The organism is Streptomyces sp. NPDC051064 (assembly GCF_044455985.1).
Classification (GTDB): Bacteria; Actinomycetota; Actinomycetes; order Streptomycetales; family Streptomycetaceae; genus Streptomyces.
On the sequence record NZ_JBITFK010000012.1, the window covers coordinates 176169 to 202689 of the forward strand.

A 26521-nucleotide genomic window follows, 5' to 3' on the forward strand; every position below is an offset into this window, starting at 1 on the left:
ACATGGCCAAGCGCATCGACATCGGCGGCCTCACCGCCTACTACGGCTCCCACAAGGCCATCGAGGACATCTCGATGACGGTGGAGCCCCGCTCCGTGACCGCCTTCATCGGCCCGTCCGGCTGCGGTAAGTCCACCTTCCTGCGCACCCTGAACCGCATGCACGAGGTCACCCCCGGTGGCCGCGTCGAGGGCAAGGTGCTGCTGGACGACGAGAACCTGTACGGTCCCGGCGTCGACCCCGTCACCGTGCGCCGCACGGTCGGCATGGTCTTCCAGCGCCCGAACCCCTTCCCGACCATGTCGATCTTCGACAACGTCGCGGCGGGCCTGCGGCTGAACGGCTCGTACCGCAAGAGCGAGCTGTCCGACATCGTCGAGAAGTCCCTCAAGGGCGCCAACCTCTGGAACGAGGTCAAGGACCGCCTGAACAAGCCGGGCTCGGGCCTCTCCGGCGGACAGCAGCAGCGCCTGTGCATCGCCCGCGCGATCGCGGTCGAGCCGGACGTGCTGCTGATGGACGAGCCGTGCTCGGCGCTCGACCCGATCTCGACCCTCGCCATCGAGGACCTGATCGGCGAGCTGAAGGAGCGCTTCACGATCGTCATCGTGACGCACAACATGCAGCAGGCGGCACGCGTCTCGGACCGTACGGCCTTCTTCAACCTCTCGGCGGTGGGCAAGCCCGGCCGGCTGATCGAGATCGACGAGACGGAGCGGATCTTCTCCAACCCGTCGGTCCAGGCGACCGAGGACTACATCTCGGGCCGCTTCGGATAACCACAGACGGCCTTGGGGTGCTGCATGGCGGTGCCACCACAAGGCGAAGGGTCCGCCCCTGCTCTCCACAGGAGAGCAGGGGCGGACCCATGAGCAGCCGGGTGACCGGGCGAGCCCGGCCGTGCACGTTCAAGCCGGGCGGAACCGCTCACCCGAAGAGCAGCACGACGATCCCGTAGCTGAGCGCGGCCACCAGCGCGGCGGCCGGCATGGTGATGAACCACCCCAGGATGATGTTCTTGGCCACCCCCCACCGCACGGCGTTCACCCGCTTCGTGGCGCCGACACCCATGATCGCCGAGGTGATCACATGAGTCGTGGAGATCGGTGCGTGGAAGAGGAACGCCGATCCGAACATGATCGACGCGCCGGTCGTCTCCGCGGCGAAGCCCTGCGGCGGGTCCAGTTCGATGATCTTGCGGCCGAGCGTACGCATGATGCGCCAGCCGCCCGCGTACGTACCCAGCGACAGCATCAGCGCGCAGACGAGCTTCACCCAGACCGGGATCTCGTCGTTCGGACCCTCGACATCGGCGATGACCAGGGCCATCACCACGATGCCCATCGTCTTCTGGGCGTCCTGCAGACCGTGGCCCAGCGCCATGGCCGCCGCCGAGACGGTCTGCGCGATACGGAAGCCGCGCTTGGCCTTGTGCGGGTTGGACTTCCGGAATATCCACATGATCACGACCATCACCAGATAGCCGGCGACCAGGCCGATGACCGGGGACAGGAACATCGGGATGACGATCTTGTCGAGCACGCCGCCCCAGTGCACCATCGTCCCGCCGGCCAGCGCCGCGCCGACCATGCCGCCGAACAGGGCGTGCGAGGACGACGACGGCAGACCGTAGTACCAGGTGACGAGGTTCCATATGATCGCGCCGACCAGCGCCGCGAAGAGGATGCCCATCCCCTTCTGGCCCTCGGGCGTGGCGATGATGCCTTCGCTGACGGTCTTGGCGACCCCCTGGCCCAGGAAGGCGCCTGCGAGGTTCATCACAGCGGCCATCGCCAGAGCCGCACGCGGGGTCAGCGCCCGGGTGGAGACCGAGGTGGCGATGGCGTTCGCCGAGTCGTGGAAGCCGTTCGTATACGTGAAGCCGAGCGCGACACCGATGGTCACGATCAGCGCAAAGGTGTCCACGAGGTTCAGGACTCCTTGACCGCGATGGTCTCCACCGTGTTGGCGACGTGCTCGAACGCGTCAGCCGCCTCTTCCAGCACATCCACGATCTGCTTGAGCTTCAGCACGTCCATGGCGTCGTACTTGCCGTTGAACAGATGCGCGAGCAGCTTGCGGTGGATCTGGTCGGCCTGGTTCTCCAGACGGTTGACCTCGATCCAGTACTCGGTGAGGTTGTCCATGGTCCGCAGACTCGGCATGGCCTCGGCGGTGAGTTCCGCCGCCCTGGCCAGGACCTCGATCTGCTGCTCGACACCCTTCGGGAGCTCGTCGATCTGGTAGAGCACGACCAGGTCGACGGCCTCCTCCATGAAGTCCATGATGTCGTCGAGCGACGACGCGAGGTTGTAGATGTCCTCGCGGTCGAACGGCGTGATGAAGGAGGAGTTCAGCTGGTGGAAGATCGCGTGGGTGGCATCGTCCCCCGCGTGCTCCGCTGCCCGCATACGCTCCGCGATCTCGACTCGGGAGGCAGAATCCGCCCCGAGCAGTTCCATCAGGAGCTTCGAGCCTGTGACGATGTTGTCCGCGGATGCGGAAAACATGTCGTAGAAGCTCGTCTCCCTGGGGGTCAGACGAAAGCGCACGTGGGGTCCTCGGGGTGCTTTGGATTCGGTCAGGCTGATGCTAGGCGCATCATCCGGCCACGGCTAACCGGCGTTCTTCAGTGTCGCGCATCGGGCACAGTGATCAGCACGGCCCCCCGGTCACGTTTCGGCTGGATTCGGTACGATATACCCAGCAGGGGTATACAGAGGGTACGGAACGGCACGCTCACCGCAGGCCACGAGGACAACGGGAGGACCCCATGACCACCACCGAGGCCACCGGAGCAGGCGGTACGGAAGCAGTCGTCACCGACCACGACCGCGGCATCCACGGGTACCACCACCAGAAGGATGAGCACCTCAAGCGGCTGCGCCGCATCGAGGGCCAGATCCGCGGCCTCCAGCGGATGGTGGACGAGGACGTCTACTGCATCGACATACTCACCCAGGTCTCGGCCTCCACCAAGGCCCTGCAGTCCTTCGCGCTCCAGCTGCTGGAGGAGCATTTGCGCCACTGCGTCGCGGACGCCGCTCTCAAGGGCGGCGAGGAGATCGACGCGAAGGTCGAGGAGGCCACCAAGGCGATCGCCCGCCTCCTGCGGACCTGACCGCGGCCCGGAGTGGGAAAGGTCATCCCCGGTGGCGGCCCTGCCGGGGGATCGTCGGCACCGGCTCGGAGGAAACGCCCCTGACGTTGAGCACCTCGTCGATACGGTCGGGACTGAGCCGGTCCTCGAGCGCGTCCGCCGCGGCGATCATGAGCTCGCCGCAGAGTTCGATCTCGGCGAGGGCCACACAGTCCTGAGCGTTCGGAGCGCTGAGCGTCACCACCTGCGTCACCTCTCTCTGCTGTCGCCGACTCCTGGCGCACCGACTCCCTAGCGTAGGGAGCGCGGCACGCACCGCGCATGGCACGGACGGACCATTTCGGCCCCCTCCCTACGGCGTTTCCGGGCCACTCCCGCCCTGCTGGACCCGCCCCGTGTAGATGTCCGCCCCGTGCGGGAGCTCCACGGAGACCGGCGCCCCGAAGCCGTACAGCAGCATCGTCGAGACCACCGCGACCGCCGGGCCCTCGGTCGCGAAGGTGAAGTGGTGGCGCACCTTCCGCAGCAGGCCCGCGTCGTCCAGATAGACGTCGAAGGGCACCGTGTCCGTGCGGAACCCTTTCGCCGCGGCGGCCAGCGCCGCGCGCGAGGACGGCGACGCCTCCCGCGCCGCCCGCCCGAGATCCGCCGTCCCCCGGTAGTGCCGGACCGCCACCCCGGCCAGCTCCGTCCGCCCGACGTACGTCACATCGCCCGCGCCGCGCAGCAGCTCGGCGGAGGCCGTCGGATCGGTCACGCCCCCGGTGACCAGATTCCCGTCCTCCAGGGTCGTCGTGTCGATCCGTACCCATTTGTCGTCGGGCACCCCGGCACCGCGGTTCTTCATGTACAGCGCACCGGGTGCCAGCAGCTCCGTGATCGGCCGGTGCTCGTCGGCCCCGGCGGCGTCCTTGGGCAGGACGACCTTGATCCGGCCCAGCTGTCTGCGGAAGTCGTACGCCCCCTGGCCCCTGATCGTCACCCGGGTCCCGCCGGCCGCGGTCTCCATCGACGTACGCACCTCGGCGCTGCCCGCACCGGCGAGCGCCTCGGCCGCCCCGCGCACCACGGCCGCCGGGGTGCCGGCCGGGCCGGCCCGGGCGACGCGCTCACCGGCCACGTCGCCGCCGTCACCGCCCGTACCGGAGCATCCGCTGCCCACCGTCACCACGCCTGCGACCGCCAGGGCCAACACAGCCAGTGGCCCGCCTCCGCACCTGCGCTGCCGCACCACCATCGCCTGCCAACCCTTAACGACGCACACCTGACCGAGTTCCCGCCCGCCTCGCCTAACGACGGCCGGGGCGCCCCGTCACGCCACCGTGCCCCTTCGGGAAGCCGATCGGCCCACTCGGTGACGGCACCAGCCGGCCCGCAGTACCGTGGATCCGTGCATGAGGACCCCCCAGCCCACGCCCCGGCCCCGTCGCTCGCTCCGGGCTCCGCACCCACCACAGCCCTTGCCCCGCCGCACAGCATCACCACGGTCGAACGAGGCTCGTTCTGCATCGCCCGCTGCAGCTGCGGCTGGTCGGGACCGGCCCGGCGCTCGCGCGACCGGGCCCGCACGGACGCGGCCGAACACCGCGCCGGCACGGACCGCTGAGCGGTCAGGCGAGCGCGTCCCCCAGCCGGCGTACGAGAGGGTCGGTGCCGGGCACCACGGACGGCTGGACGTCCCGGAGCAGTGAGAGGTCTTCCAGCACCTCCCGGATCACGTGGGCCTCCGGCGTCCGGCCCAGAAGGTCGTCGCACCGCGCGGTGGCACGCTCCCATTCCTGGAGCGCGCAGTGCATGAACAGGACGCACCCCAGCACCAGCGCCTGCCTGGTGCTGTCCCCGGAGCCGTCAGCGAGGAGCATGCGGATCGCGCGCCGGAAGTGCGTCCCCGCCTCCTGCTCGTTCCCCGTCAGACGTGCGGAGAGGGCGTACAGGCCCACGTACCAACCGTCATCGGAGTTGATCTCGACAGCCCGTACGCAGTCGGCGAGGGCATCCTCGTACCGGCCGAGGCGCAGATGCAGCTGCGCGCGGCCGGCGAACGACCACGCGGCGGGAGCCTCGGCCGCCATGACCACGCGGTAGTCGGCGGCCGACTCCTCGTACCGGCCCGCCCGCCGGTACATCTCCGCGCGGTGGGAGATGAACACCCCGGACCCGGGGTCGATCTCCATGGCCAGGGAGTAGTCGCCGGCCGCGTCTTCGTACCGGCCCAGCCGGCGGAAGACCATCCCACGGCTGAGGATGGCCAGGCTGTACCCGGGGTTGATCTCGACGGCCCGGGAGTGGTCGGCCAGCGCTTCCTCGTACCGCCCCAGCTGCCGGTACAGCTCCCCTCGGCCCGCAAGGGCCCACTCGTACCGGGGGTCGGCCTCGACGGCCCGGGTGTAGTCGGCCAGCGCTTCCTCGGGACGGCCGAGCTTCTCGTGGGTGTCAGCCCGGCCGGTGAGGGCCCACGCATAGTCCGGGTCGATCTCGACGGCCCGGGCGTAGTCGGCGAGGGCATCCTCGTAGTGGCCCGTGAAGTGGTGGACCCGGGCCCGGCTGGCGAAGGCCCACGCGTACCGCGGGTTGACCTCGACGGCCCGGGTGTAGTCGGCGAGGGCCTCGGCATGGCGGCCCTGGACCTGATGGACGTACGCCCGGCTCCCGAAGGCCCACGCGTACCGAGGGTTGATCTCGATGGCCCGGGTGTAGTCGGCCACCGCCTCCTCGGGGCAGCCCAACGCCTCGTGGACCCGGGCGCGGCTGCCGAACGCCCACGCGTACCCCGGGTCGAGATCGATGGCGCGGGCGAAGTCCGCGAGTGCCTCGTCGTGGCGGCCCAGGCTCCTGTAGGCATCCCCACGGCTGCCGACGGTCCGCTCGTCGAGGGGATCGAGCTCCAGCGCACGCGTACAGGCGGCCACCGCCTCCTCGTGCCGGCCCATCAGCCGGTACGTCTCACCACGGCCCGCGTGGGGGCGGGAGGCCTCCGGATCGATGTCCGTGGCCAGCGCGTAATCCGCCAGCGCCCTCTCGTGGTCGCCCGCGGTCCGGTACGCCTCGGCCCGGACGGAGTGGGCCAGGGCACGCCCGGACGCACCGAGTCCGGGCGCGGCCAGCAGCACACCCGGCACGGTGGTGTTCGCCCCGTCCTGCTCACCGGCGGCTTCCAGGCGCCGCCCCCAGGAACTGAGGACCTCCGTCTCCGTGTCATGTCCTGCCTGACCGAGGATCTGGGCCCAGCGGCGCAGCGTGGCGAGGTCGTGGTCGATGGCATGGACGGCCTGGTGGAGGGCGTCGGGCAAGGCGGTCCGGTGGTTCGCGCACAGCCGGTGGTACGTCTCGTTGAGCCGGTGTTCGCGCCAGACGGCGTCCTCCCAGCACGTGGAGACGCCGGCGGCGGTACCGAGACCGGACTCCGCGGCCAGGCGCCACTGCTCGAACGCGTCGGCAAGACGGGTGTGCGCCTGCTGCCAGCGGGTCGGCGACTGACCGCGCTGGAGGCGCAGCATCGCCGCACGCACCACGTCGTGGTAGCGGCACCGGCCCGCCTGCGTGGAGACGAACGCGAGACCGCGCAGCCAGGGATAGTCACCGACGGCGGCCTCCGGCACGGCGGCCCGGTACACGTCCTCGTCGATCTGCAGCGGAAGCGCACAGGCCAGCGCCGCCTCACGCCGCCGGGCGTCCGGTACCCACTTCAGGAACCGCTCGACCGCCGTCTCCGACGGATCCCCGAAGCTGTCGTCGCTGCCGGCGTCGCTCCGGGCCAGCATGTCGACCAGCAGCGGGAGCCGCCCCGACAGGCGCAGGACCAGGTCGACGCTGGGCTCGTCGGTGACGCCGTGGGTAGCGAGCAGTGTGCGGGCCTCCTCCTCGGTGAACACCTCCAGGCACACCTCGGTGACCTGGCCCGTCCGGTCGCCCCAGACCCGGGTGTCCAGGCGCGTCTGGCCGGAGAGCACGACCTGGACGTTGACCGGCAGGCCGCCGTACTCCTCGCCGAAGACGATGTCGTGCAGCCAGGCGTCGAGCACGGGCCCGGTCCGCTCGTACACGTCGAAGAACAGCACCACCCGCGCGCACCGCTCCGCGACCTCGGCCAGATCCTCCAGGAAGACCGGGGCGAGGACCGCGACCGGGTCCATCACCAGCCGCACGTCGTCATGGCTGCGCAGGCGCATGTTCAGGGCCGCCCGGATCCGGTCCGCGCCCAGCGCGACCTGCTGCGGATCCACCGCTCCGACGAAGGCCCCGACCCCGGGCACCATGCCGAGACCGACCAGCCCCACCTGCGCCGCCACCGTGCTGGACGGCGACGCGGGCGGCACGGCCAGACCGCCCGCGGGGTCGGGCTGCGGTGCGGGGACAGCGCTCTCGGCCTGGTGCCGGCGCTGCCGGTAGGTCGCCAGCTGCTTGTCGAACCTCTTCAGCGGGTGCCCCTGCCGGCCCAGCCGGGCGCCGACGGCTTCCATCGCCTCGACGGCGTCGTGCACCTCGTCGCCCACGAACGCCGTGACGACGGTGGACTGCTCGCGGGCGGTGGACTCCCACTGCCGTACGAGGGTGGACTTGCCCACACCCCCGTTGCCGCGCACATGGAACAGGAACGGGAAGTCGGCCTCCTCCGGATCACGCGCGAACGTCTCCCGGAACACCGCGAGCTCACCGCGGCGCCCCACGAAACCCGAACGCTCGTGCCGCCGATTGACTTCCTGCCGCGTCGGTCGCCGACCGGCCACATGCACCACCCCCGGATCTCCGGCCATGATGCCCCGCCGTCGGGGGCACGGGATCGGAACCACCGAAGTGGCCCCTCGGGCTGCCCGGCCCATGCGTGAGGGGCGCCCCTCTACGGGACGCCCCTCATGAACCGCCGGTTCTCTCCGCCTACGCGGCGAGTTCGCCATGCCTACGCGGCGAGGTCCCTCTCGCCGGGCGCACCGCCACGGCCGGAGCCCGTGCTCGGCTCGGGGATCCCCTGCGCCTCGCCACGCCCGCCGGCGGTGGCGCCCGCCCCGCCCGAGCGGACGAGCCGGCCGAGCGCTCCGGCGCGGGCCACGGCCCCCACCAGAGGAGTCAGCAGCATCATCGCGAGCGGGGCGAGCAGCAGCGCCACAGCGGTGCCGAGAGCGAAGCCGCCGATCACGTCGGTCGGGTAGTGCACGCCCATGTAGACGCGGCAGAAGCCCTCGAGGAGCGCCAGCGCGATCGCCACCAGGCCGAACTTCCTGTTGGCCACGAAGAGCCCCACGGCGATCGCCATCGCCATCGTCGCGTGGTCGCTCACGAAGGAGAAGTCCGTCTTGCCCTTCACCAGGACTTCGAGCCCCTTGTGGTCGAAGAACGGACGGGGCCGCTCCACGAAGCCCCTGATCGGGATGTTGACGAGCAACGCGATCCCGGCGGCGAGCGGTGCCCACACGAGCCCGGCAACCGCCGTCACCGAATCCTCGGTCGTCCCACGTCGGCGTACGCTCCACCAGCACCACAGGACCGCCAGGACCATGGCGAACATGATCCCGAATTCACCGACGAACTCCATGACCCGGTCGAACCAGGTCGGAGCGGCCTTCGCCAGCCCATTGATGTCGTAGAGCAGGCTGACATCGGGGTTCGACCCATCGAGTGCGAGTCCAGCCATCTGCCGCGGCCCCTTGCCTTGTCTGCTGCTGCGACGCACAACGGCGTGCGTCGCCTTGGTCTGACCCCCGTGGTCGGTGCGGATTCAGTGCCGCGCCACGCCATGATGCCGTCACGCCTGACCGGTCTGGACAGCCGCGCATGGTCATTGCGCATGCTGTCCCAGTCCAGGGAACGGCCTGTCAGCTCTCTGCGTTCCGCTCTCCACCGAATGATCACCATGACGTTATCGAAGAGTGACTCATCGTCGCAGCTCAGGGCCTGGGCTTCACGGAGAGTTCCGGCCATGGCCGACTGCCTGTCAGCTTTCCGGGAGCGCGGTGGGAAGCGCCGCGGCCCCGTCTTCCGTGACCCTTGTCGCACCGAAGTAGTCGGGGGTGTCGATCTTGTCGAACCGGATCACCGCGCCGGTGTACGGCGCGTTGATCATGTAGCCGCCACCGACGTAGAGCCCCACGTGCCGGATGGCCCGCGAGTTGTTCAGATCGTCCGAAAAGAACACCAGGTCCCCGGGGAGGAGCTCCTCCCGGGAGGGGTGCGGGCCGGCGTTGTACTGATCGTTGGCCACTCGGGGAAGCTCGATGTCGACCGTCCGGTACGCGGCCTGAGTCAGCCCGGAACAGTCGAACCGGCCCCCCTGGTCGGCCGTCCCGTTCCCGCCCCAGAGATAGGGGGTACCCAGCTTCTTCTGCGCGAAGTAGATGGCCCCGGCGGCCTGCTGCGAAGGCTGCACCCGGCCGACCGGCTTGGCGAAACTCTTCTCCAGCGACCTGATGATCTTTACGTAGTTCTGCGTCTCGCTGATCGCGGGCACCCCGCCCGCCCGGATCACACGGTACGCACCGGCGTTGTACGCGGCGAGCATGTTGTCCGTCGCATCGCCCGGCACCTTCTTGACGTACCCGGCGAGCTCGCAGTCGTAGGACGCGGCGGACGGGATCGCGTCGGCGGGGTCCCATACGTCCCGGTCCCCGTCCTTGTCCCCGTCGATGCCGTGCGAGGCCCAGGTCCCGGGGATGAACTGCGCGATGCCCTGCGCGGCGGCATGGCTCTGGGCGCGCGGATTCCAGCCACTTTCCTGATACAACTGCGCCGCCAGCAGAGCGGGGTTGATGGCGGGGCAGAGGTTGCCCCACTTCTCGACGAGCGGCTGGTACCGCGCGGGCACGGCCCCCTTGGCCAGCCCTACGGCTCCGCTCGCCCCGGAGATCCCGGCGGCGGCGGAGTACGTACCGACGACGAGCAGGGCGATGAAGCACAGGCCCAGCCCGATCCCACCGCCGACGAACACCCAGTATTTCCGCACGCCTCAACCATCCCCCATTCGGGCGCGGTTCACGACGAGATTCGCTGGTGTGTACGGGTGGACGGGGGCATGAGGGGGCGTCAGGGGCGGCCGAGGGGGATCAGGGGGCGCCGGCGGACCAGAACGGCGAGCGGATGTTGGGGCGGGGGATGTGCTCCATGCCTTCGTAGGTAGGCGCGGTCGCCTTGGTGGTGGACTCGGCGACCTCTGACTCCTCGACGCAAGGGGAGTCGACGCGGAAGAAGGCCTGCCCCTCGCCACCGAATCTCAGGCTCACCATGTAGCCCTCCTCGGTCCGCGCATAAATGGCCGGAAACTCTACGTCCTTATTCAGGGCGCTGATCCGATACCCGCTGTTTCGCAGATGTCGATCGACGAGCCCGAGGAAGCTGCCTCGCCGATCCGGCGAGATGACCGTCATGACCGTTCGTCGACGGGATACTTCACAGCTGCCTGAGGTAGTTGGGCCATGCGTCCACCTCACCTCTGGACGAACCGCCCGGAAAACGCCGTCCAAAATTCCATCGGACTGTTCGGCGGCTGTCTGCATATTCACTACGTGCCCCTCCCCGCTTTCGCAACCTACCGCCGACGACAACGACCCCAGAAGTAGGGCCAGCACGATGCCCCAGGACTTAAGTCTCAACGTGGTTCCTCCAGCTTGATCTTGTGAGCCTTACCTGCCGCGATGAGAGCAATATTGTCCGCGGACACCGGGTCCGCACCATTTCTTTCGAAATATTGCGAGTGGGCGCCAAACGAGAATCCGTCCGGTCCGACCAGTGGGGGTCCTTCATCGGACCGGAAACGCGTGGCACCAAAGCCTTCGCTCGCAGGATCTCTGCCGAACCACAGATCGTTTCCATCCAGCACCTCCCCCACCGCGAACCCGGGAGGGCCTGCAACACCGCCGAGACTCGCCTGAAACTTGGATGACGCCCTTGTCACCATGTCGTTCTCGGCTGCGCCGACAAATACATGTTCTCTCCCCACTCCTAATTCTTCAGCTCGATCGACGCCAACGCCTGGACTGCCCACCAGGACAATGTCGTCGACGTTGGACATCCCACCGTCCTCTTGCGTCGCAGCGCCGACTGTGCGCGACCCATAGGAGTGCCCAATGGCCACCATGTGTGGGTCGTCATTTTCGTTCGAGACAGCCAACCCTTCCATAAATCCACCGAATTGACGGCCTCCGACCTCTGCCCTTTCATCTCCCATGACGTCCAAACTGTCCAGCCCGTCCAGAAGCTGCGGAGCGTCATACCCAAGCCATGCAACAGTCGCACTCGATGAGTCAATTTCTCGAGTCGCAATGGCAGTATCACGGGCACGCTTCAGATCATTCTTCGCGAAGTCCTCATCCAGCGATGTGTTCAGCCCCGGCACATACGCCGCCACATTCTTCGCCGCGTCAGGATTGCCGAACGCGACGATCGCTCGTCCGTTCCCCTCTCCACTGACACCCAGCAGGTACATCGGCGGCTCCCCAGGCTTGGCCCCCGCCCCCAACTGCCGGTCGATCTCCCGCAGCCCCGCCAGCTGCGTCACCGACCTCTCGTCGTCCCGCCCCTCCAGCTCCCCGATCAGCAACCGCAGGTTGTCCCGGTTGGCCGCGTCCCGGGCCAGGGCCGGGATTCCGTCCAGGTTTCCGATCTCGTCCGGGTACACCGCGAGGTACTCCTCGCGCTGTTCCTGGGTCAGCCCCGCCCACCAGTCCCGCCGCTCCGCCGGAGACGCATCGTGCGGGATGGCGTCCTTCAGGTACGCCCCCGCCGCCCCCCGCACCGCTGCCGCGTCGCCCGCCGCGTCCTTCCATGTGGAGTCCGGGACCTTCAGCCCCTCTTCCGCCTTCAGCCGGCGCAGGATTCCCGCGTACCGCCAGTCGATCTCGGCCGCCGCCCGCACCGCCCCGGTCACCCGGTCCGCGATGTCCTGCGCCTTGGCCGCGTTGGGGTTCGGTGCGACCAGGCCCGAGGGCGGTGCAAGCCCCGGCAGCCCACTCGACGACGCCGTGCCGCCACGCAGCGGCGCGGCGTCGGTGAGCGGCCCGCCCGCAGCCGGGTACGTCACCGAACCGTCCGCGTGCACCGTGAACCTCAGCGCGGCCGCATCGTCCAGCGCCTCGTTCAGTGCCCGCTGCTGGGCCTTCATCTCGTGGGCCAGGGAGTTCAAAGTCGTACGGAGCAGCCCGCACTCGGTGTACACGTACTGGAAGTTCCGCCCCAGCTGCCGCAGCCGCGCGACCGCCGCCTGTGCCGCCTCGCCCTCCTGCGTGTCGCGGAGCCCGGTGAGCAGCTGCTGCTCGATGCGGTCCCGTGCCGCGTCGGCTCGGTTGCTCGACTTGCCCCACCCGTCGGCCGCGCCTTCCAGCTCGGCGCACTTCAGCTCCCGTAACTCCGTCCAGGTCAGCGTCGGCATCACCGCTCACCGCCCTGGCACGGAACGGCCACCGCGGCGAACGACGACCGTACGGCCTCGTTCGTGGCGCCCTGCGTACGCGCGACGTCCCGCAGCTTGGCCGCCAGGCTCCCGCACTCGCCCTGCGCCGCCTGGAACCTCCGCTCCCAGGACTCCCGCACGGCCGCGAGCTCCGCCAGCGCGGTCAGCCGGCCCGCCCCCGCCATGAGCCCCTGGTGCGCCAGCCCCAAATCTCCCCGTACGGGCGCCAGATGGGTCGCCAGCTCCGCTGCGCCCCCTGCCGCCCGCAGCCACGGCCCGTCGCTGTGATTCAGCCTCGGGCCGCAGTCACCCCCGCTCGGCGGGCCCACCGGCTCATCCAGTCCCTGCGCCACGGCCATCACGCTCACCCCGTTCCTCGATCACGGAGCGGCACTGTGCCAAACGCCGCGTGCCCGACACGCCGGGCGTACCGGCGGCGTGAGCCGGAACCCCGCCCCCGCAAGGAAGCGACCGCACCGACATCACCCGAACGCGCGACCCGGAACCGGCCGGAGGGAGACACCGTCCCTCCCTGCGCCACCCGGACCAGCCGAAAGGGCCCCATGGCCACCGCGAACGCGACCCGTCTCCTCTACATCGCCCGGCACGGCGAGGCGTCCACGGACGAGACCGAACTGACGGAACGGGGCCGCCGCCAGGCGGCACTCCTCGGCGAGCGGCTCCGGGGCATACCGTTCTCCGCCGTCCACCACGGCCCGCTCCCCCGGGCCGCGCAGACCGCCCGGCTGGTCCACGAGCGGCTCGGGGAGGGCATACCCCTCCATGCCTCGGAGCCGGCCGGGGACTACGTGCCCTACGTCCCGCGACGGGACGAGCTGCCCGAGGAGTCGGCGGACCGGCTCCTCGGGTTCGTCGAGCAGTTCCCGTACGCCGAACGCAGCCGGGGTCCGGAGCTGGCCGACTCCGCGAAGGCACTGTTCACCGGCCCGGCGGACGGCGACGGCCCCCGTTACGAACTGGTCGTCACCCACGCGTTTCTGGCCGCCTGGCTGGTACGCGACGCCCTCGACGCCCCCGCCTGGCGCTGGCTGGGCCTCAACCACGCCAACGCGGCGCTGACCGTCATCCGGTACGCCCCCGGCAGGCCCGCCGCCCTGGTCATGGTCAACGACATGGGGCACCTCCCGGAGGCCCTCCGCTGGACAGGATTCCCGCCGGAGCTCCGCGCGTAAGCCGCGCCGGGCGGCTCATGCGTCCCCCGGGTGTCCCCCGCATGTCCCCCGGACGGATGGTTTACGGGCCGCCGCCCTCGCTGTCCGGGATGACGCGAGCCACTCTTCGTGATCATGCAAGGCGTGATCTCCGTACACCGCAACTCATCCCGCGCCCGACGGCTGTTGACGGCCGCAGGCCTCGCCGCAGCCGCCCTGGCCGCATCACTGCCCGCCGGACCGCCCGCGCGGGCCGCCGCCTCCGCACCCGTACCTCCGCCCCGGACCGCCACCCCCGCCGAGGCCCGCACCACCGCCTGGCTGAACACCCACCCGAAGGAGGCCGCCCTCTTCTTCCGGGACCTGCCCAAGGGCGGTGACCTGCACAATCATCTGTCCGGAGCGGTACGGACCGAGTACCTCATCCAGCTCGCGGCCGACGACGGCCTCTGCATCGATTCCACGATGACCGCCGTCGCAGCACCGTGCGGTGCCGGCACCCGGCCGGCCGCCGACGCCCTCACCGACAGCCGGTTCCGCCAGGAGATCGTCCGGGCCTGGTCCATGCAGGACTTCCCGCAGGGCGAGTCGGGCCACGACCACTTCTTCGCCACGTTCGGGAAGTTCGGCGCCGCGACGTCGCACCGGGGAAAGATGCTGGCCGACGTGGCGGGCACCGCCGCCGCGCAGAACCAGACGTATCTGGAGACCATGGTCAGCCCCGCCTCGGCGGGCGCCAAGCAGCTGGCGACGGATGTCGGCTGGGACGCCGACCTGGCAGCCCTGCACCGCAAGCTGCTCGCCGGTGGCCGGCTCGACCAGCTCGTGACGACGGCGAAGCAGGAAGCCGACACCGCCGACGCCGAGTTCCGCGAGACCGCGAAGTGCGCGACCGCCAATCCCGGCCCCGCATGCCGGATCACGGTGCGCTGGATCTCCCAGGTGTCACGCAACAGCGCCCCGGAGCGCGTCTTCACCCAGATCGCCCTGGGGCTCCGCCTGGCCGAACGCGACCAGCGGTTCGTCGCCGTCAACCTGGTCCAGCCGGAGGACGGTGAGATCTCCCTCCGGGACTACCGCCTGCACATGCGCATGCTGAACTACCTGCACGGCGTCTACCCCCGCGCCCACATCACCCTGCACGCCGGCGAGCTCGTCCCCGGACTGGTGAAGCCCGAGGACCTCACCTTCCACATCGACGACGCCGTACGCACCGGCCAGGCCGAACGCATCGGCCACGGCGTCGACCTCGTACAGGAGGACGACTGGCAGCGCCTGGCCCGCGACATGGCGCGCCGCCAGATCGCCGTCGAAGTCCCCCTCACCAGCAACGCGCAGATCCTCCAGGTCGAGGGCGACGAGCACCCGTTCCCCGTCTACCGGAAGTACGGGGTCCCCGTGGTGCTGTCCACCGACGACCCCGGGGTCTCACGCGGTGACATCGGCCAGGAGTACCGCCGTGCGGCCCGTACGTACGCACTCGGCTACCCGGAGCTGAAGGACCTGGCCCGGGCCTCCCTGGAGTACAGCTTCCTGCCGGGCCGCAGCCTGTGGCGCCCCGACCCCGTACGCCAGGGCTTCCGCCCGATCGAGGAGTGCCGGGTCCTGGAGTCGGCGCGCTGCGCCCGCTTCACCGACCGGAACCCGAAGGCCGGCCTGGAACTGCGCCAGGAGCGGTCCTTCCGCGCCTTCGAGGCCCGCTACGCCGGCTGATCCTCCGGAGAGGGCGCGGGCCCAGCCCGAAAGCGGGCCCGCGCCCCCGCAGCCACGACCGTCCGTACGGGGCGGCAACCACGTAAGCGTCCGAACCCCGCTGCACCCCGCGCGCGTTCCTCTGCGCAGACGGCTGCCGTTCAGGGAGCACCGGTGGTGACGTCCACCTCCGTAATGGCCGCGTCGGGATGCCGCGCCCCCGTCAGTACCTGGTCCTGCCCGGTGTCGCCGAGGAGGTGGCGGCGGAAGAAGGCACCTAGGTACGTGGCGGCGACATGGCGCTGCTGCGGCTCGGTCAGCTGCCTGGCCGGCGCCGCACCCTCACGGTCAGTGCACTGCCCGGGGTGTCCTTCCACCGGCCTGGCATCGTCGGCGGCTGCGACCTGACGGCTCTGAGGCGACCACTGCGTGTTGAAGTAGTTGTGGTTCGCCCCGTGTACCGCGAACCGGTAGAAGCCACTCCGGTTCCCGTTCGCCGCGTCGGCCGCGAACCAGAGCGCCTCACCGCCGACCTGTCCGTCGCATGTTCCCCGGAAGGTGGCGAAGGGGGTTTTGGTGATCGTGTAGTTGGACATGTCCTCCGTCATCACGTTGTAGGCGGGCGCCACCGCCGCCACCGCCTTGACGTCGACGCCCTTGGGCCACTGCCCCCTATGCCTGTCAGCCGCCTGCCAGGTGACCCCGGCCCCTGCCCTGGAATGCCCCATGATCCCCACGTTGCCCATGTCCACGTGGTGGGCGAAGCCGACGCGTCGCGCCGCTCCGGTGGCCGGGTCGGTGAACTTTCCGGCGAGCTCGCCCTGGTCCTTGGAGCTGAGCTCCTGCCACATGCGCAGATGCCGGTTGATGAGATCCGCCCGCGCGGCAGCGTTGTCATCGCCCGACAGGGAGGAGGCGTTGATGCCGTTGGCGCCGACCGAGACCACGACAAACCCCTGTCCGGCCAACGTCCGGGCCAGGTAGTCGTACCCGAGCTCACTGGGCAAGGCGGGTGTTCCCGGTGCGCACGGCCAGGCGAACAGCTTCGCAGTGGCGGCTTCATACGCGGCGTCGTCACCATTGTGCTCGGCAGCCGTGCGCGCGGCGTCGGCTTTTCGGTCGGCGCAGGTCTCGTGCAACCCGTGCATCATCACGATCAGCGGATGCCGCCCTGTGCCCAGGTCGGCGGGGTAGTGCACCACACCGGTCAACTCGACCGGTTCACCCGTCTGCGGCAGATGCCAGGCCGCGTCCCCCCTGTCGTAGCGGACCGTCTTCGTGGTCCCTGAGGAAGACACCGGGCTCCGTCCCGTCGCCTCGTTCACTCCCACGGCGCCCGCCGTGGACATATACGTGAAGGCGGCTGCGGCCACGGACAGCGCCCCCACCGACAGGCCCAGCAGGCGAACCGAAGCTCTCGTGCGCTTGTGTCGCTTCAACATGTCTCCATCCGTAAGTACGGCGCCTGGGTCGGAGCGTGCGGTGCCGCTCACCGCCCTCGCCTCAGGGGCCAAAGTGACTGCTTCCTTCAACGGGAGGCGTTGTAGGAATCCACCACAAACGTGATGACCCGGTCCTGCAACGCGGCCCCTGAGGCACCGGCCCGCTTGATCATGCTTGTTCCGTGGAAGCCGCTCTTGTCGATGACGAGCTCCTTCTCGTGGGCAGCGGAGGCCGCGTAAACCTCTCGGACCTGCTTCTCCACCGCGCCTTGCATGTCACCGGGCGACACCACCAACAGCGTCGGAACCTTCAGCTTCCGTACCGCCGCCACCCCGTCGGCCCCGAGGCACCGGGCAGGCGAGGACATCATCAGAAGGCCCACCACTCGCAAAGGTGTGTCCACGCCGGCGACAGCCGCCGTCGTACCGCCACACGACGCGCCCGCCAAGAACACCCTCTTCGCACCGACACGGCGCAGTTCAGCCAGCCCAGCCCGGGCATCGCGGTCGATGTGCTCGTTGTCGGCCAAGTGCTCAGATGCACCGTGATTGCGGTACTCGGGAATCACCACGTGATAGCCACGCTCCGCCAACTGCCGCCCGATGCCGACGAAGGAGCAGATGTTGTACCCCTGCTCGTGATCCAGCAGAACGCCATCGGGCCCATCCCCCAGGACCAGCGCGGACAGATGCACCCCGTCGCTGGTCGTCAGCGTGGTGGCCTTGCTCCTCAGATCCTTCGGCACACACGTGTTGACGAGATGTCCCCGAGCCGTGCGCACGGTCCGGTCGGGCCAGCTCGGCTTGTACGAGACCGGCTCATGATCCGGCGGCGGCGCGGGAGCGCGGCTCCCCGTTCTGGACGGCGCCGGCGCGGAGGACATCGACGCCTCCGCGTCACGCGCCGGCTTGTCAGCCGGGCCCGAACAGCCCGATACCAGGCCCAGACAGCCCAGCGCAGCAGCGGCAACGACTCTGACTCTCAGCACAGTCTTCCTCAGATTTCACCTGCACGTCGGTGTGCCGTACACAAGCAGGGCACACACGTCCCGTGCCAGGACGGAACATCCCTTCACGACCTGACAGACGTGCGGGCCTGCCCGAGGTTGCAGGACGCTACCTACGATTCATGTTCCGGAGGTGGCAGAAAGGCCAGGCCACAGCTGCACGCTCACACCGCGCGGTGAACTGCAACCTGTCGGCGCCCCACACGTCCTTCCCAGTAGTGGGCGCTCCCTGAAAGCCCTGAACCGCTCTATCCACTCGGACAGATTGACCCCTATGCCAGAAATAACCCGCCGGGGAACCGGCTGCGGTACCTTCCCGGCGTCCCCCCGGCGCCCCGGCTCGGATGACGGCCGGCACGCACACCGTCAGGGCGTCACCATGCCGTCCGCGAGGGAAGGGCGCTGATGGCTGCCGTTTTCACCTGTGAAGGTGCTTTCCCGCGCAGCTGGCGGCAATGGCTACTGGCCCGCCTCTCCCAGGGCCGAAGGAGACCGGACCTCAAGGGCCGGTCGTCCGGCACAGCGTCGGAAGAAATCGACATGCTGTACCGCCACCGCAGGCTCGACCTCGTGCGCCTGGCGGCCCTCCTGGTCGACGACATCCCCACAGCCGAGGACGTCGTCCAGGAAGCCTTTGCCAGCCTCTACCGACGTCACGGCAATACGCTCGACAGCATCGCCGACCCCGAAGCCTACGTACGGCGCAGCGTGGTCAATACCTCCAGGGATGTCCTGCGCAGGAGGCGCACTGTGCGCGCCTACATCCCCCCGCGCATCCTCCCCGCACCACCACCGGAGGAAGAGATCCTCCTCAAGGAAGAACACCAGGAAGTGCTGCGAGCACTGAGACTGCTCACCATGCGCCAGCGGGAGGTCCTCGTCCTCAGGTACTGGTCGAACATGTCCGAAGCGGACATCGCAGCAGCCTTGGGCCTGTCTCGGGGTGCAGTGAAGTCCACAGCGAGCCGGGCACTCACGGCTCTGGCCAGAAGACTGAGGGAGACGCCATGACAGCCGTCGAGGACCGCCTTCGCGCCGCACTGCACGCCCGGGCCAACCAAGTCACCGCCCTCCGCCCGGCCTCCCCACCATGGACCCGCGCACGGATGGTCTTCCACCCCGGACTGCGCAAGGCTGCGGTAGTCCTTCTGGCCACAGCACTGGCAGCCGTCCTCCTCGTGCTGCCGCGGCTCCTCTCACAAGGCGACCCATCACTCCCCGCCGACACTCCCCCACCAGCTAGCCCGAGCAACAGCACCTCACCTTCACCCGCCCCTTCCGCACCGGACGAGGCACCTAGACCTATCGCACCGTAGAGCGAGTCGCCGCGCTGCCCGGCCGAGCCAGTGGCATTGGGCATAGGCTCCCCGTCGGTCATCGAGCTATCCCGGCCCCCTCACTCAACGTCACGGTAGATCACCCCACTGACACTCCGGTCACCCCCGCGCTTGCCTACACTCACCGGCATGGCATGCCGCATCAGTGAGCTGATCCTCGACGCCGCCGACCCCGAGCGGCTCGCCGCGTTCTGGAGCGAGGTTCTCGGCTATGTCGAGCTCGGCCGGGAGGACGACGGAAGCATCGAGATCGGGCCTCCCGACGCCGGCTTCGGCGGCCCGCAGCCCACGCTCGTCCTCAGCCCCAGCAGCGACCCGCGAGCCGGGAGGCTCCCGCTGCACATCGACGTCAACGCCACCGACCGCGACCAGGACGCCGAGCTGGAGCGACTGCTCGCCCTCGGCGCGAGGCCCGCCGATGTGGGCCAGACCGGCACCGAGAGCTGGCATGTCCTGGCGGACCCGGAAGGCAACGAGTTCTGCCTCCTGCGCACCCGGCTCCAGCCCCTCTGACCCCGCGTGTCAGGCCGGACCACCCCACCGGTCCTCCGGTTTCCACACGCATTCGACCCACAGCACCTTGCCGCCCTGCCCCGGCAGACCGCCCCGGATCAGGTACGCCCCCCAGCTGTCCGCATACGCCCGCACGAGGTGGAGGCCCCGCCCGCGCTCGGCGAGAACCCCAGGCGCGCTCGCGGTGTCGTCCCGGCCGAACGGATCCGGGATCTCCGGGCTGGAGTCCCACACCCCGACCCGCACCCGGTTCCGCCCCGCCCCGCACAGCCGGAGCGAGTACGAGCCGGAGGAGTGCCGGTAGGCGTTGGTGACCAGTTCGCTTGCCAGCAGTTCGGCGGTGTCGATGAGATTCCGCATCCCGTGCACCGTCAGCACAGTCCGAAGAGTCGCCCGGGCGATCCCGGGCCCACGGGGATCCTGAGGAAGTTGCAGGGTGTACGCCCAGGGCGGCGTTACGGTGGCCAGAGCCATGGAAGTCTCCGTTCGCGGAGGAGCGTTGGAATGTGCGTGTCGCGTGGCCCGGTGACGAGGCCGCTCCGTCGAGCGGGGTACTTCCGGGCGGGTGGCCTGGTCCCCAAGGTAGCCAGTCATGGCTAATGTATTAACCGAAAGCTGAGTAATGAGTGAACTACCACCCGTGCGGGTGACGAGGCGTTCAAGGAGGCGAGCCGACCGGTGAGGACGAACCCCACAGGCCGCCAGCTACGCCTCGGCGGTGAACTGCGGAAGCTCCGTGAGCGCGCCGGCCTCACCGCGACACAGGCCGGCCGACTTCTGGGCGTGAAGCAGAACCAGATCAGCAACATGGAGGCCGGCCGCGTAGGCGTGAGCCCGGACAGGGTCCGTACGCTGGCCGACCATTACCGCTGCACGGACCGGGAGGTCGTCGAGGCGCTCTGCGAGATGACCTCCGACCGCACACGCGGCTGGTGGGAGGAGTACCGCCAGATCCTGCCCGCACCTCTGCTGGATCTCGCCGAGATCGAGCACCACGCAGGGCGCATGCGCACCGCTGTCACCGTCCACATCCCCGGGCTTCTTCAGACCCCGGAGCATGCCCGTGAGATCTTCCGCCAGGACGCGCCCGAACTGTCGCCGCCCGACATCGAGCACCGCATCTCGTTCCGCATCAAGCGGCAAGCAGTCCTGTACCGCGATCCGCCGACCCCCCAGCACGTTGTCATCCATGAGGCTGCCCTGCGCATGCAGTTCGGCGGGCCGAAGGTGGCCCGCCAACAGCTGGACCACCTCGCGGACATGAGCGACCACGCTCATGTCGTACTTCAGGTCATCCCCTTCTCCGCAGGGGCCTTTGCCGGATCAGGACAGTCGATCTACTACATCCACGGCTCTGTACCGCAGCTCGACAGTGTCAACCTGGACCAGTCGCACGGTCCAGTTTTCCTGGACGCAGAGGCGCAGTTGCAGAAGTACCGCGTACTGCTGGGCCGGATCGAGGCCATCGCCCTCGCACCCGCGAAGTCACGCGACTTCATACACACCATCGCCCGGAATCTGTGAGGGATCGAAGATGTCCACACTCGCTTGGCAGAAGTCGTCCTACTGTGCTCAGGGCAACTCGTGCATACACATCGCCGCCGACCACGGATCCGTCGCCCTCACCGAGAGCAGCGACCCCACCGGCGCGATACTCCGGACCAGCCCCTCCGCCTGGGCCGCCCTCATCCGCACCGTCAAGGAAACCCACGACCATGGCTGACGCCCCCGCCGACCTCACCTGGACCCGCGCCGCCCCCGAGGACGCGCAGGGCCCCGGGCCCTGGATCGAGATCGCTTTCGGGCCCGGGGAACTCGTACATCTCCGTGAGACCGGCGACCCCTCCACGGTGGTGACCACCACCGTGGAGAAGTGGGAGGCGTTCGCCAAGGGTGTCGTGGCCGGCGAATTCGACCACTTCGCCGAGACCGACGCAGGCTGATCCCCTCCGTGGCACGCCGCGCAGCCAGATCATCGACGGACGCCGGTGGCTGGTCCTCACCTGGACTCAGGCGGCACCGCGCCACCTGGTGCCGCAGGGACCGGCCCCTCGGGCTCTACTCGGTGCACCGCAGACTGCCTCTTCGGCCCTTGCAGAGGCCTGGGCGGTCCGCTTAGAAACAACGTCGGCGTGGGCTGCAAACTGGTCCTGGGTAAAGCGAACTACGGGGGACGTGGCGGTCATGCAGGCTCGCGATCACGACGTGGCGAAAGATACTGGGCGGCCCCGTAAGACGCCACCCAAGTCGGGGAAGCCGCTTCCGCCGGCGCAGTTGCTGCTTGCCGCGGGTAGTAGATCCGCAGCCTCGATGTCGGCGTTGCAGTCCATGGCGGGCAACGGGGCGGCGTCGCGGATGGTGCAGCAGCAGCGGCACGAACACGGTACGCGGCCCGGGCAGCAGGCGGCGGGGCGGTCCGGTCATGATCACGCCGACCAGCGCGCGCAGGCCCCACAGGCGGGCGCCACCGTGCAGCGTGCGGGCAGTGGATCCACACCGCCGCCGAGCGCGCAGCCCGGTAGCCGCAACCCGTCGGTCCAGCAGCCTCAGCAGTCCGGCCCCACAGGCCAGCCGAATCCTCAGAACACCGCGACGCCGACCATGAGCCCGGAACAGGTCCAGGCGATCGTGGAACAGGTGAAGAGCCACTTCGAGAACGAATTCATCCGGCTTCAGACCCCGGAACTCGCGAACTGGTCCACCGAAGCGAACCAATCGGGCGCCTATCGCGCCATGGTCGACAAGGGGCAGCTGTGGAAGGACTCACGGCAGAGAGAGCCGAGTGCCCAGACGGGTCGGGCCTTCGTCGCCGAGAAGTCCCGGAAGAACGTGTCGAGCACGTGGGGTGAGGCGGTTTCACGCGGCGGGGACTGGCAGATACCGATGTACCAGAGGATGCTGGAGGCACTCAGTACCAGGGTTCTCCACCACTACACCACCAGCGACCGGATCGGCCAGATGCTCGGCAGCGATGGGATCGGCGAGATGAAGTCGAAGGACAAGCTCACTGCTGAGGACCCGTCGAAGAAGAACGACCACAACACGCAGCAGATCGACGTGGATCACCTGGCCAACACCGGGTTCGTGTACTTCTTCATCGCCAAGGACAACGCACCCTTCCGCGACACCAGGTTCGCCGCGGGGAAAGGGAAGCCCGCACGCATCGTCCTGCCGATGACCGGCATGCTCCAGGACGGCTGGATCATGATGAACGACTTCATCGACCAGGAGAACCCAACTGTCCGTGCCGACAAGGACGGGAACTCCATATCCTACAAGCGGGACATAAGAGACCCCTCCGTGCCCCCGGCAGACCGCAAGCACAACTCCCCTGAGGCAAAGATGGAGTTGGCCCGGGACGGGATCCGGCAATACTGGAAGAACGCCCCTGCCCTCGACAAGAAGGCGCATGATCTCGCCCATGGACTTGCCCGGTCCATGATGACCAATGCGGCATGGTCCGAACAGACCAAGGCGATCACGGACCTCGCCCAGCTACGCAAGGACGCCAGCGCGGAATTCGCGGAACAGCTCAAGAACAACAACACGTTCAAGCTCGGATACGACGCGCTCGCGGAGCAGATTACAGCCCAGTCCAAAAAGGCCGCACAGTTCAACAGGCAGGTCCGACGCTTCGATCAGGACCCTCACCTGCTGGGTGGCACCATGCGCTACATGCACGGCGCCGGTACTGAGAACACGAGCAATACGCAGGCGACCATGCGGGGTGCCGTCCAACGGTACAAGGAGCACCTGCACGGCAACATCCTGGCCGGACCACACATCCTGCCCGGCCTCGCCGCTCGGGGTGTCCTGGAGATCGCACGCATGGAGGCGGCGGGCGGCAACGAACCGCTGGTCGCTCGGATGAAGAACATGTCGGGCGACGCACTGGTCGACATGCTCCTCAAGGACTACGTCCGACCGCAGGTCATGATTCCGTGGGCCGTGGGCATCAATCAGGGCAACGTCCAGTACAAGAGCTGAATCAGCGTTCTCGCTGATGCCGAGTTCCCCCGGACGGACATCGAGCATCGGGTCAGCATCCGACTCGGATCGAGATCGCGTTCGGGCCCGAAGGACCTGAGGGGGTCAACGCGGAGCGTTGCCGACTGACGGCAAGCCGCGAGGTGCGGTGCCAGGGCACGCGAGCCCGGCCTGATCCAAACGAGAGGCCCTAGCCTCGCCGTTTCGTTTGGGTGCTGGGGCTATTGGGGCAGAAATGCAGGGGGCCTCCCTGACCTGGGACGGTGAACCTTTCGGAGGGTTCTGTCGGTCCAGGCGGAGGGCGCTTTCCACGTGCAGACCCGGCCTGCTGGCCCCCGCGCCGTCCGCGGCTGGCTGACGCTCTGGGCCACGCTTCTACGCGTTGGCCGGCCCCTCTGGCCTCACCCCACCGGCTCGACGGCAGGACACCTCGCCCCGCGCGGCGGAACCTTGAGCGAGATCAGGTAGGCGTCGATCGTCTCCTGCGCACAGGGGCTGCTGCTGTACGTGCCGTGGCCCCAGCCCTCGTAGGTGTGCAGGACCGCGTTGCTGCCGAGCTGCTTCGCCACGTTGGTGGCCCAGTTGTAGCCGGACGCCGGGTCGTGAATCGAGTTGGTGAGCAGGACGGGCCTGCTGTCCCTCACCTTCAGCCGGTGCTGAGGGTTGTCCGGCTCGGGTGCGCCGAGGCAGGCGGCGACGGACATCAGGGAGCGGGGGTACTTCATGTCCGGGGCGATCCTGCCGATGCGGCGCAGTTCCTGTGCGTACCCCTGATAACCGCGCACCGGCAGGCTCCAGTCCTGACAGAAGATCTCGAACGAATTCTCCCCGAGCGCGGGTGCGGGACTGCCCCCGCCCGTCCTGGCCGCCGGCTCGCTCTCCCCCAACCCGCGCAGGAACGTGCCCAGCCTCCTCCACTCGGGGTCGTACAGCCGCTTCATCACCACGACGTTGAGGTCGAACGGGGTCAGCGCCCTGCCGTCGTCCGACAGCTCCCCCCGCTCCGCGCGGTCCAGCAGATCCGCCCAGAGTGCCCGCACGTCCGAGCCGTGCAGGGCACAGCTCTCGGTCCGTTCGCACCACGCCACGAACTCGTCGAAGGAGTCCTGGAGGGTGGCGGCCTGCGTGGAGAGGAACTCCCCGGTGCCCAGGCTGTGGTCCACCACGGCCTCCAGGACCAGGGCACGGACCCGCTTCGGGTACTCCTCCGCGTACTGCGCGCCGAGCAGTGTGCCGTACGAACTGCCGTGGAACGTGAGGTACTTCTCGCCGAGGGCCGCGCGGACTGCGTCGAGGTCCCGCACCATGCTGAGGGTGTCGACGTGGTCGAAGAGTCCGTTCTCGGTGTTCCTCCGGCAGTCCGCCCGCAGTTCACGGTTGTACTTCGCCGTGGCGTCGAATTCGGCCTGGCTCTTCATGACCGGCGACGGACGCCTGTCCAGGAGCTCCTGCGAGCAGAGGATCGGGTTGCTGAGCCCCACTCCGCGTGGATCGAAGCTGACGATGTCGAACCGGCTGCGAAGGTTGTCGCTGAACCGGCCCATGTTGACCTCCTTCACGATCCGGTTCACACCCGAGTCCCCGGGCCCGCCCGGCCCGAACACCATGGAGCCGGCCCGCGCGTCCGGGTCCGTGGCCTTGCGCCGGGCGAGCTGGAGGTCGAAGTGCGCCCCGTCCGGATCGCTCCAGTCCACCGGCACCGAAAGCGCGCCACACTCCGCCGAAGCATCGGCCCGACACGGCTTCCACTTGATGTGCGCGCTCGCTCCGGCCGGCCCGGGCACCCGGCCCTCACTCGCCGCTCCAGCCTCTCCCGGACCTGGCGCACCGCTCGCGATCTCCACGCCCGTGAAACTGACCACTAAGGCCAGCACAGAACCCCAGGCAAGGTGCGACCGCCCTCGCCCGCCCCACCGCACGCCCCATGCATGACTGCCCATCACAGCAACTGCCCCTCACGTCGTCCGAGGCCTCGAGCATCGTCCGCGTTCGTCCCGCCCGGTATCCGGCAAGACCCTGGAGTTCGCCCCTAAGGGGGCCCGGGCTCAGCGGCAGCGGTGCGCGCTCTACGGGCGGCGGGCCAGCACGTGGGTGTCGAGGTAGCCCCGCTCGGAGGCAGGGTCGAAGAGCAGCCGGGCGAAGGGTGTGAGCCCTGCACCGGTGAGCAGCTCGGCGAACTGTTCCACCGGCCAGCTGTAGGCGGGTGCCACCTTGTGGTCGAAGCGGACCGGCTCGGGCCCCTCGGTCCCGAAGAACGAGGCCATGAGCAGGCCGCCAGGGGCCAGGACACGGACCTGCTCGGCGAGCAGCGCGGGCAGTTCACCGGGCGGAGTGTGAATCATCGAGTAGTGCGCCAGCACACCGCCGAGCGCGCCGTCCTCGACCGGGAGGGCCTCCATGCGCGCCTCGTCGAACCTCAGCGCCGGATGGGCCTGCCGGGCGTGGTCGATCATGCCCCGGGAGAGGTCGAGCCCGAAGGCGTCCAGCCCCAGGTCGCTGAGCATGGCCGTCAGATGCCCCGGCCCGCAGCCGACGTCGGCTGTCCGGAGGTTCCCCGTCCCGCGCACCAGCTCGGCGAAGGTGCCGATCATGGACCGCGCGAACGGCTGCGTCTCCAGCCGGTCGGCGAACAACGACGCGTAGAGCTCGACGACCCCGTCGTAGGCCGTCCTGGTCCTGTCCTGGTGTCCCGCCACGGGGAGGAAGCTAACATCCGCGCGCCGCCGGCCTGAGGGGCCTGTGCGCCAGGGCCGGTGGCCGCCGGCCCTGGCGCCGCGTTCTCGCGACCCGCCGCCCGGAAACCCGGCACTGTCAACGGTCCGGGCCGTTGACATCGGCCGGAGGCCGACGCTTGGCTGGGCGGCGGGGGGAACAAGCGCTTACGGGCCGGACTTT

At 69.1% G+C, this 26521-nt stretch carries 26 protein-coding genes; 11 read left to right on the plus strand and 15 right to left on the minus strand.

The genetic code is table 11. The features are described from left to right. The first annotated feature begins 2 nt into the window (after window positions 1-2). Window positions 3-779, plus strand: a complete 777-nt coding sequence (gene pstB / locus ACIBCU_RS34745; protein WP_362932572.1) for a phosphate ABC transporter ATP-binding protein PstB — start codon at window positions 3-5, stop codon at window positions 777-779. Between the two features lie 148 nt (window positions 780-927). Here the strand turns inward: pstB and ACIBCU_RS34750 are convergent, their stop codons facing one another. Together ACIBCU_RS34750 and ACIBCU_RS34755 are read right to left on the minus strand one after the other, a co-directional pair. Beyond that, entirely contained in the window at window positions 928-1926 is a 999-nt protein-coding gene (locus ACIBCU_RS34750) for an inorganic phosphate transporter (protein ID WP_362932570.1), read from the minus strand. Window positions 1927-1931: 5 nt separating this feature from the next. After that, window positions 1932-2552 carry a DUF47 domain-containing protein gene (locus ACIBCU_RS34755; RefSeq protein WP_073743490.1) on the minus strand — a complete coding sequence of 207 codons (621 nt, stop codon included), beginning with the start codon at window positions 2550-2552 and terminating at the stop codon, window positions 1932-1934. A 221-nt stretch (window positions 2553-2773) separates the two neighbouring features. On the opposite strand from ACIBCU_RS34755, the gene ACIBCU_RS34760 reads away from it, so the two are divergent. Next, window positions 2774-3121: a metal-sensitive transcriptional regulator gene (locus tag ACIBCU_RS34760; RefSeq protein WP_322984270.1), complete on the plus strand. Its 348-nt coding sequence runs from the start codon at window positions 2774-2776 to the stop codon at window positions 3119-3121. Window positions 3122-3143: 22 nt separating this feature from the next. Here ACIBCU_RS34760 and ACIBCU_RS34765 read toward each other — a convergent pair whose 3' ends face one another. Beyond that, window positions 3144-3353: a hypothetical protein gene (locus ACIBCU_RS34765; protein WP_362932566.1), complete on the minus strand. Its 210-nt coding sequence runs from the start codon at window positions 3351-3353 to the stop codon at window positions 3144-3146. A 99-nt stretch (window positions 3354-3452) separates the two neighbouring features. Beyond that, complete coding sequence (locus tag ACIBCU_RS34770) at window positions 3453-4337, minus strand: hypothetical protein (protein ID WP_399236393.1); 885 nt, start codon at window positions 4335-4337, stop codon at window positions 3453-3455. A gap of 153 nt (window positions 4338-4490) precedes the next feature. On the opposite strand from ACIBCU_RS34770, the gene ACIBCU_RS34775 reads away from it, so the two are divergent. Then, entirely contained in the window at window positions 4491-4706 is a 216-nt protein-coding gene (locus ACIBCU_RS34775; RefSeq protein ID WP_362932562.1) for a hypothetical protein, read from the plus strand. Between the two features lie 4 nt (window positions 4707-4710). On the opposite strand, the gene ACIBCU_RS34780 is transcribed toward ACIBCU_RS34775, so the two are convergent. The 6 genes from ACIBCU_RS34780 to ACIBCU_RS34805 form a co-directional block, all read right to left on the minus strand. Further along, the gene (locus tag ACIBCU_RS34780; protein WP_399236395.1) at window positions 4711-7767 is read right to left on the minus strand and encodes a tetratricopeptide repeat protein; all 3057 of its coding nucleotides are present in this window, start codon (window positions 7765-7767) and stop codon (window positions 4711-4713) included. 230 nt (window positions 7768-7997) lie between these two features. Continuing rightward, window positions 7998-8729: a phosphatase PAP2 family protein gene (locus ACIBCU_RS34785; RefSeq protein WP_362932558.1), complete on the minus strand. Its 732-nt coding sequence runs from the start codon at window positions 8727-8729 to the stop codon at window positions 7998-8000. A gap of 300 nt (window positions 8730-9029) precedes the next feature. Next, window positions 9030-10019, minus strand: a complete 990-nt coding sequence (locus tag ACIBCU_RS34790) for an NlpC/P60 family protein (RefSeq protein ID WP_399236451.1) — start codon at window positions 10017-10019, stop codon at window positions 9030-9032. A 115-nt stretch (window positions 10020-10134) separates the two neighbouring features. Next, window positions 10135-10314 carry a hypothetical protein gene (locus ACIBCU_RS34795; protein WP_399236398.1) on the minus strand — a complete coding sequence of 60 codons (180 nt, stop codon included), beginning with the start codon at window positions 10312-10314 and terminating at the stop codon, window positions 10135-10137. Between the two features lie 362 nt (window positions 10315-10676). Next, window positions 10677-12455: an alpha/beta hydrolase gene (locus ACIBCU_RS34800; protein ID WP_399236400.1), complete on the minus strand. Its 1779-nt coding sequence runs from the start codon at window positions 12453-12455 to the stop codon at window positions 10677-10679. Then, window positions 12455-12835, minus strand: a complete 381-nt coding sequence (locus tag ACIBCU_RS34805) for a hypothetical protein (RefSeq protein ID WP_362932720.1) — start codon at window positions 12833-12835, stop codon at window positions 12455-12457. The genes ACIBCU_RS34800 and ACIBCU_RS34805 overlap by 1 nt, the downstream gene beginning before the upstream one ends. A gap of 204 nt (window positions 12836-13039) precedes the next feature. Between ACIBCU_RS34805 and ACIBCU_RS34810 the strand changes: the two genes are divergently transcribed. Further along, window positions 13040-13669, plus strand: a complete 630-nt coding sequence (locus tag ACIBCU_RS34810) for a histidine phosphatase family protein (protein ID WP_399236402.1) — start codon at window positions 13040-13042, stop codon at window positions 13667-13669. 114 nt (window positions 13670-13783) lie between these two features. Then, the gene (locus ACIBCU_RS34815) at window positions 13784-15361 is read left to right on the plus strand and encodes an adenosine deaminase (RefSeq protein ID WP_399236454.1); all 1578 of its coding nucleotides are present in this window, start codon (window positions 13784-13786) and stop codon (window positions 15359-15361) included. Window positions 15362-15501: 140 nt separating this feature from the next. Here ACIBCU_RS34815 and ACIBCU_RS34820 read toward each other — a convergent pair whose 3' ends face one another. Both ACIBCU_RS34820 and ACIBCU_RS34825 read right to left on the minus strand, forming a co-directional pair. After that, the gene (locus tag ACIBCU_RS34820; RefSeq protein ID WP_399236404.1) at window positions 15502-16638 is read right to left on the minus strand and encodes an alpha/beta hydrolase; all 1137 of its coding nucleotides are present in this window, start codon (window positions 16636-16638) and stop codon (window positions 15502-15504) included. 230 nt (window positions 16639-16868) lie between these two features. After that, window positions 16869-17528: an alpha/beta fold hydrolase gene (locus tag ACIBCU_RS34825; RefSeq protein WP_362932547.1), complete on the minus strand. Its 660-nt coding sequence runs from the start codon at window positions 17526-17528 to the stop codon at window positions 16869-16871. Between the two features lie 666 nt (window positions 17529-18194). Here ACIBCU_RS34825 and ACIBCU_RS34830 point away from each other — a divergent pair. Further along, window positions 18195-18800, plus strand: coding sequence for a SigE family RNA polymerase sigma factor (locus tag ACIBCU_RS34830; RefSeq protein WP_399236407.1), 606 nt, complete (start codon window positions 18195-18197; stop codon window positions 18798-18800). A 455-nt stretch (window positions 18801-19255) separates the two neighbouring features. Continuing rightward, on the plus strand, window positions 19256-19639 hold the full coding sequence (locus tag ACIBCU_RS34835) for a VOC family protein (protein WP_399236409.1): 384 nt from the start codon (window positions 19256-19258) through the stop codon (window positions 19637-19639). Between the two features lie 9 nt (window positions 19640-19648). Here the strand turns inward: ACIBCU_RS34835 and ACIBCU_RS34840 are convergent, their stop codons facing one another. Further along, the gene (locus tag ACIBCU_RS34840; protein ID WP_399236411.1) at window positions 19649-20113 is read right to left on the minus strand and encodes an ATP-binding protein; all 465 of its coding nucleotides are present in this window, start codon (window positions 20111-20113) and stop codon (window positions 19649-19651) included. Between the two features lie 204 nt (window positions 20114-20317). Between ACIBCU_RS34840 and ACIBCU_RS34845 the strand changes: the two genes are divergently transcribed. From ACIBCU_RS34845 to ACIBCU_RS34860, 4 genes are all read left to right on the plus strand, one after another. After that, entirely contained in the window at window positions 20318-21163 is an 846-nt protein-coding gene (locus ACIBCU_RS34845; protein ID WP_399236413.1) for a helix-turn-helix domain-containing protein, read from the plus strand. Between the two features lie 10 nt (window positions 21164-21173). Beyond that, the gene (locus ACIBCU_RS34850; RefSeq protein ID WP_399236415.1) at window positions 21174-21362 is read left to right on the plus strand and encodes a DUF397 domain-containing protein; all 189 of its coding nucleotides are present in this window, start codon (window positions 21174-21176) and stop codon (window positions 21360-21362) included. Then, on the plus strand, window positions 21355-21582 hold the full coding sequence (locus tag ACIBCU_RS34855) for a DUF397 domain-containing protein (RefSeq protein WP_399236417.1): 228 nt from the start codon (window positions 21355-21357) through the stop codon (window positions 21580-21582). Before ACIBCU_RS34850 ends, ACIBCU_RS34855 begins: the two co-directional genes overlap by 8 nt. Window positions 21583-21814: 232 nt before the next feature. After that, a complete protein-coding gene (locus ACIBCU_RS34860; protein ID WP_399236419.1) occupies window positions 21815-23626 on the plus strand; it encodes a hypothetical protein in 1812 nt (603 codons plus the stop codon). 401 nt (window positions 23627-24027) lie between these two features. Here ACIBCU_RS34860 and ACIBCU_RS34865 read toward each other — a convergent pair whose 3' ends face one another. Continuing rightward, a complete protein-coding gene (locus ACIBCU_RS34865; protein ID WP_399236421.1) occupies window positions 24028-25320 on the minus strand; it encodes an alpha/beta hydrolase in 1293 nt (430 codons plus the stop codon). Window positions 25321-25692: 372 nt separating this feature from the next. After that, window positions 25693-26322: a class I SAM-dependent methyltransferase gene (locus ACIBCU_RS34870; protein ID WP_399236423.1), complete on the minus strand. Its 630-nt coding sequence runs from the start codon at window positions 26320-26322 to the stop codon at window positions 25693-25695. Between the last annotated feature and the right edge of the window lie 199 nt (window positions 26323-26521).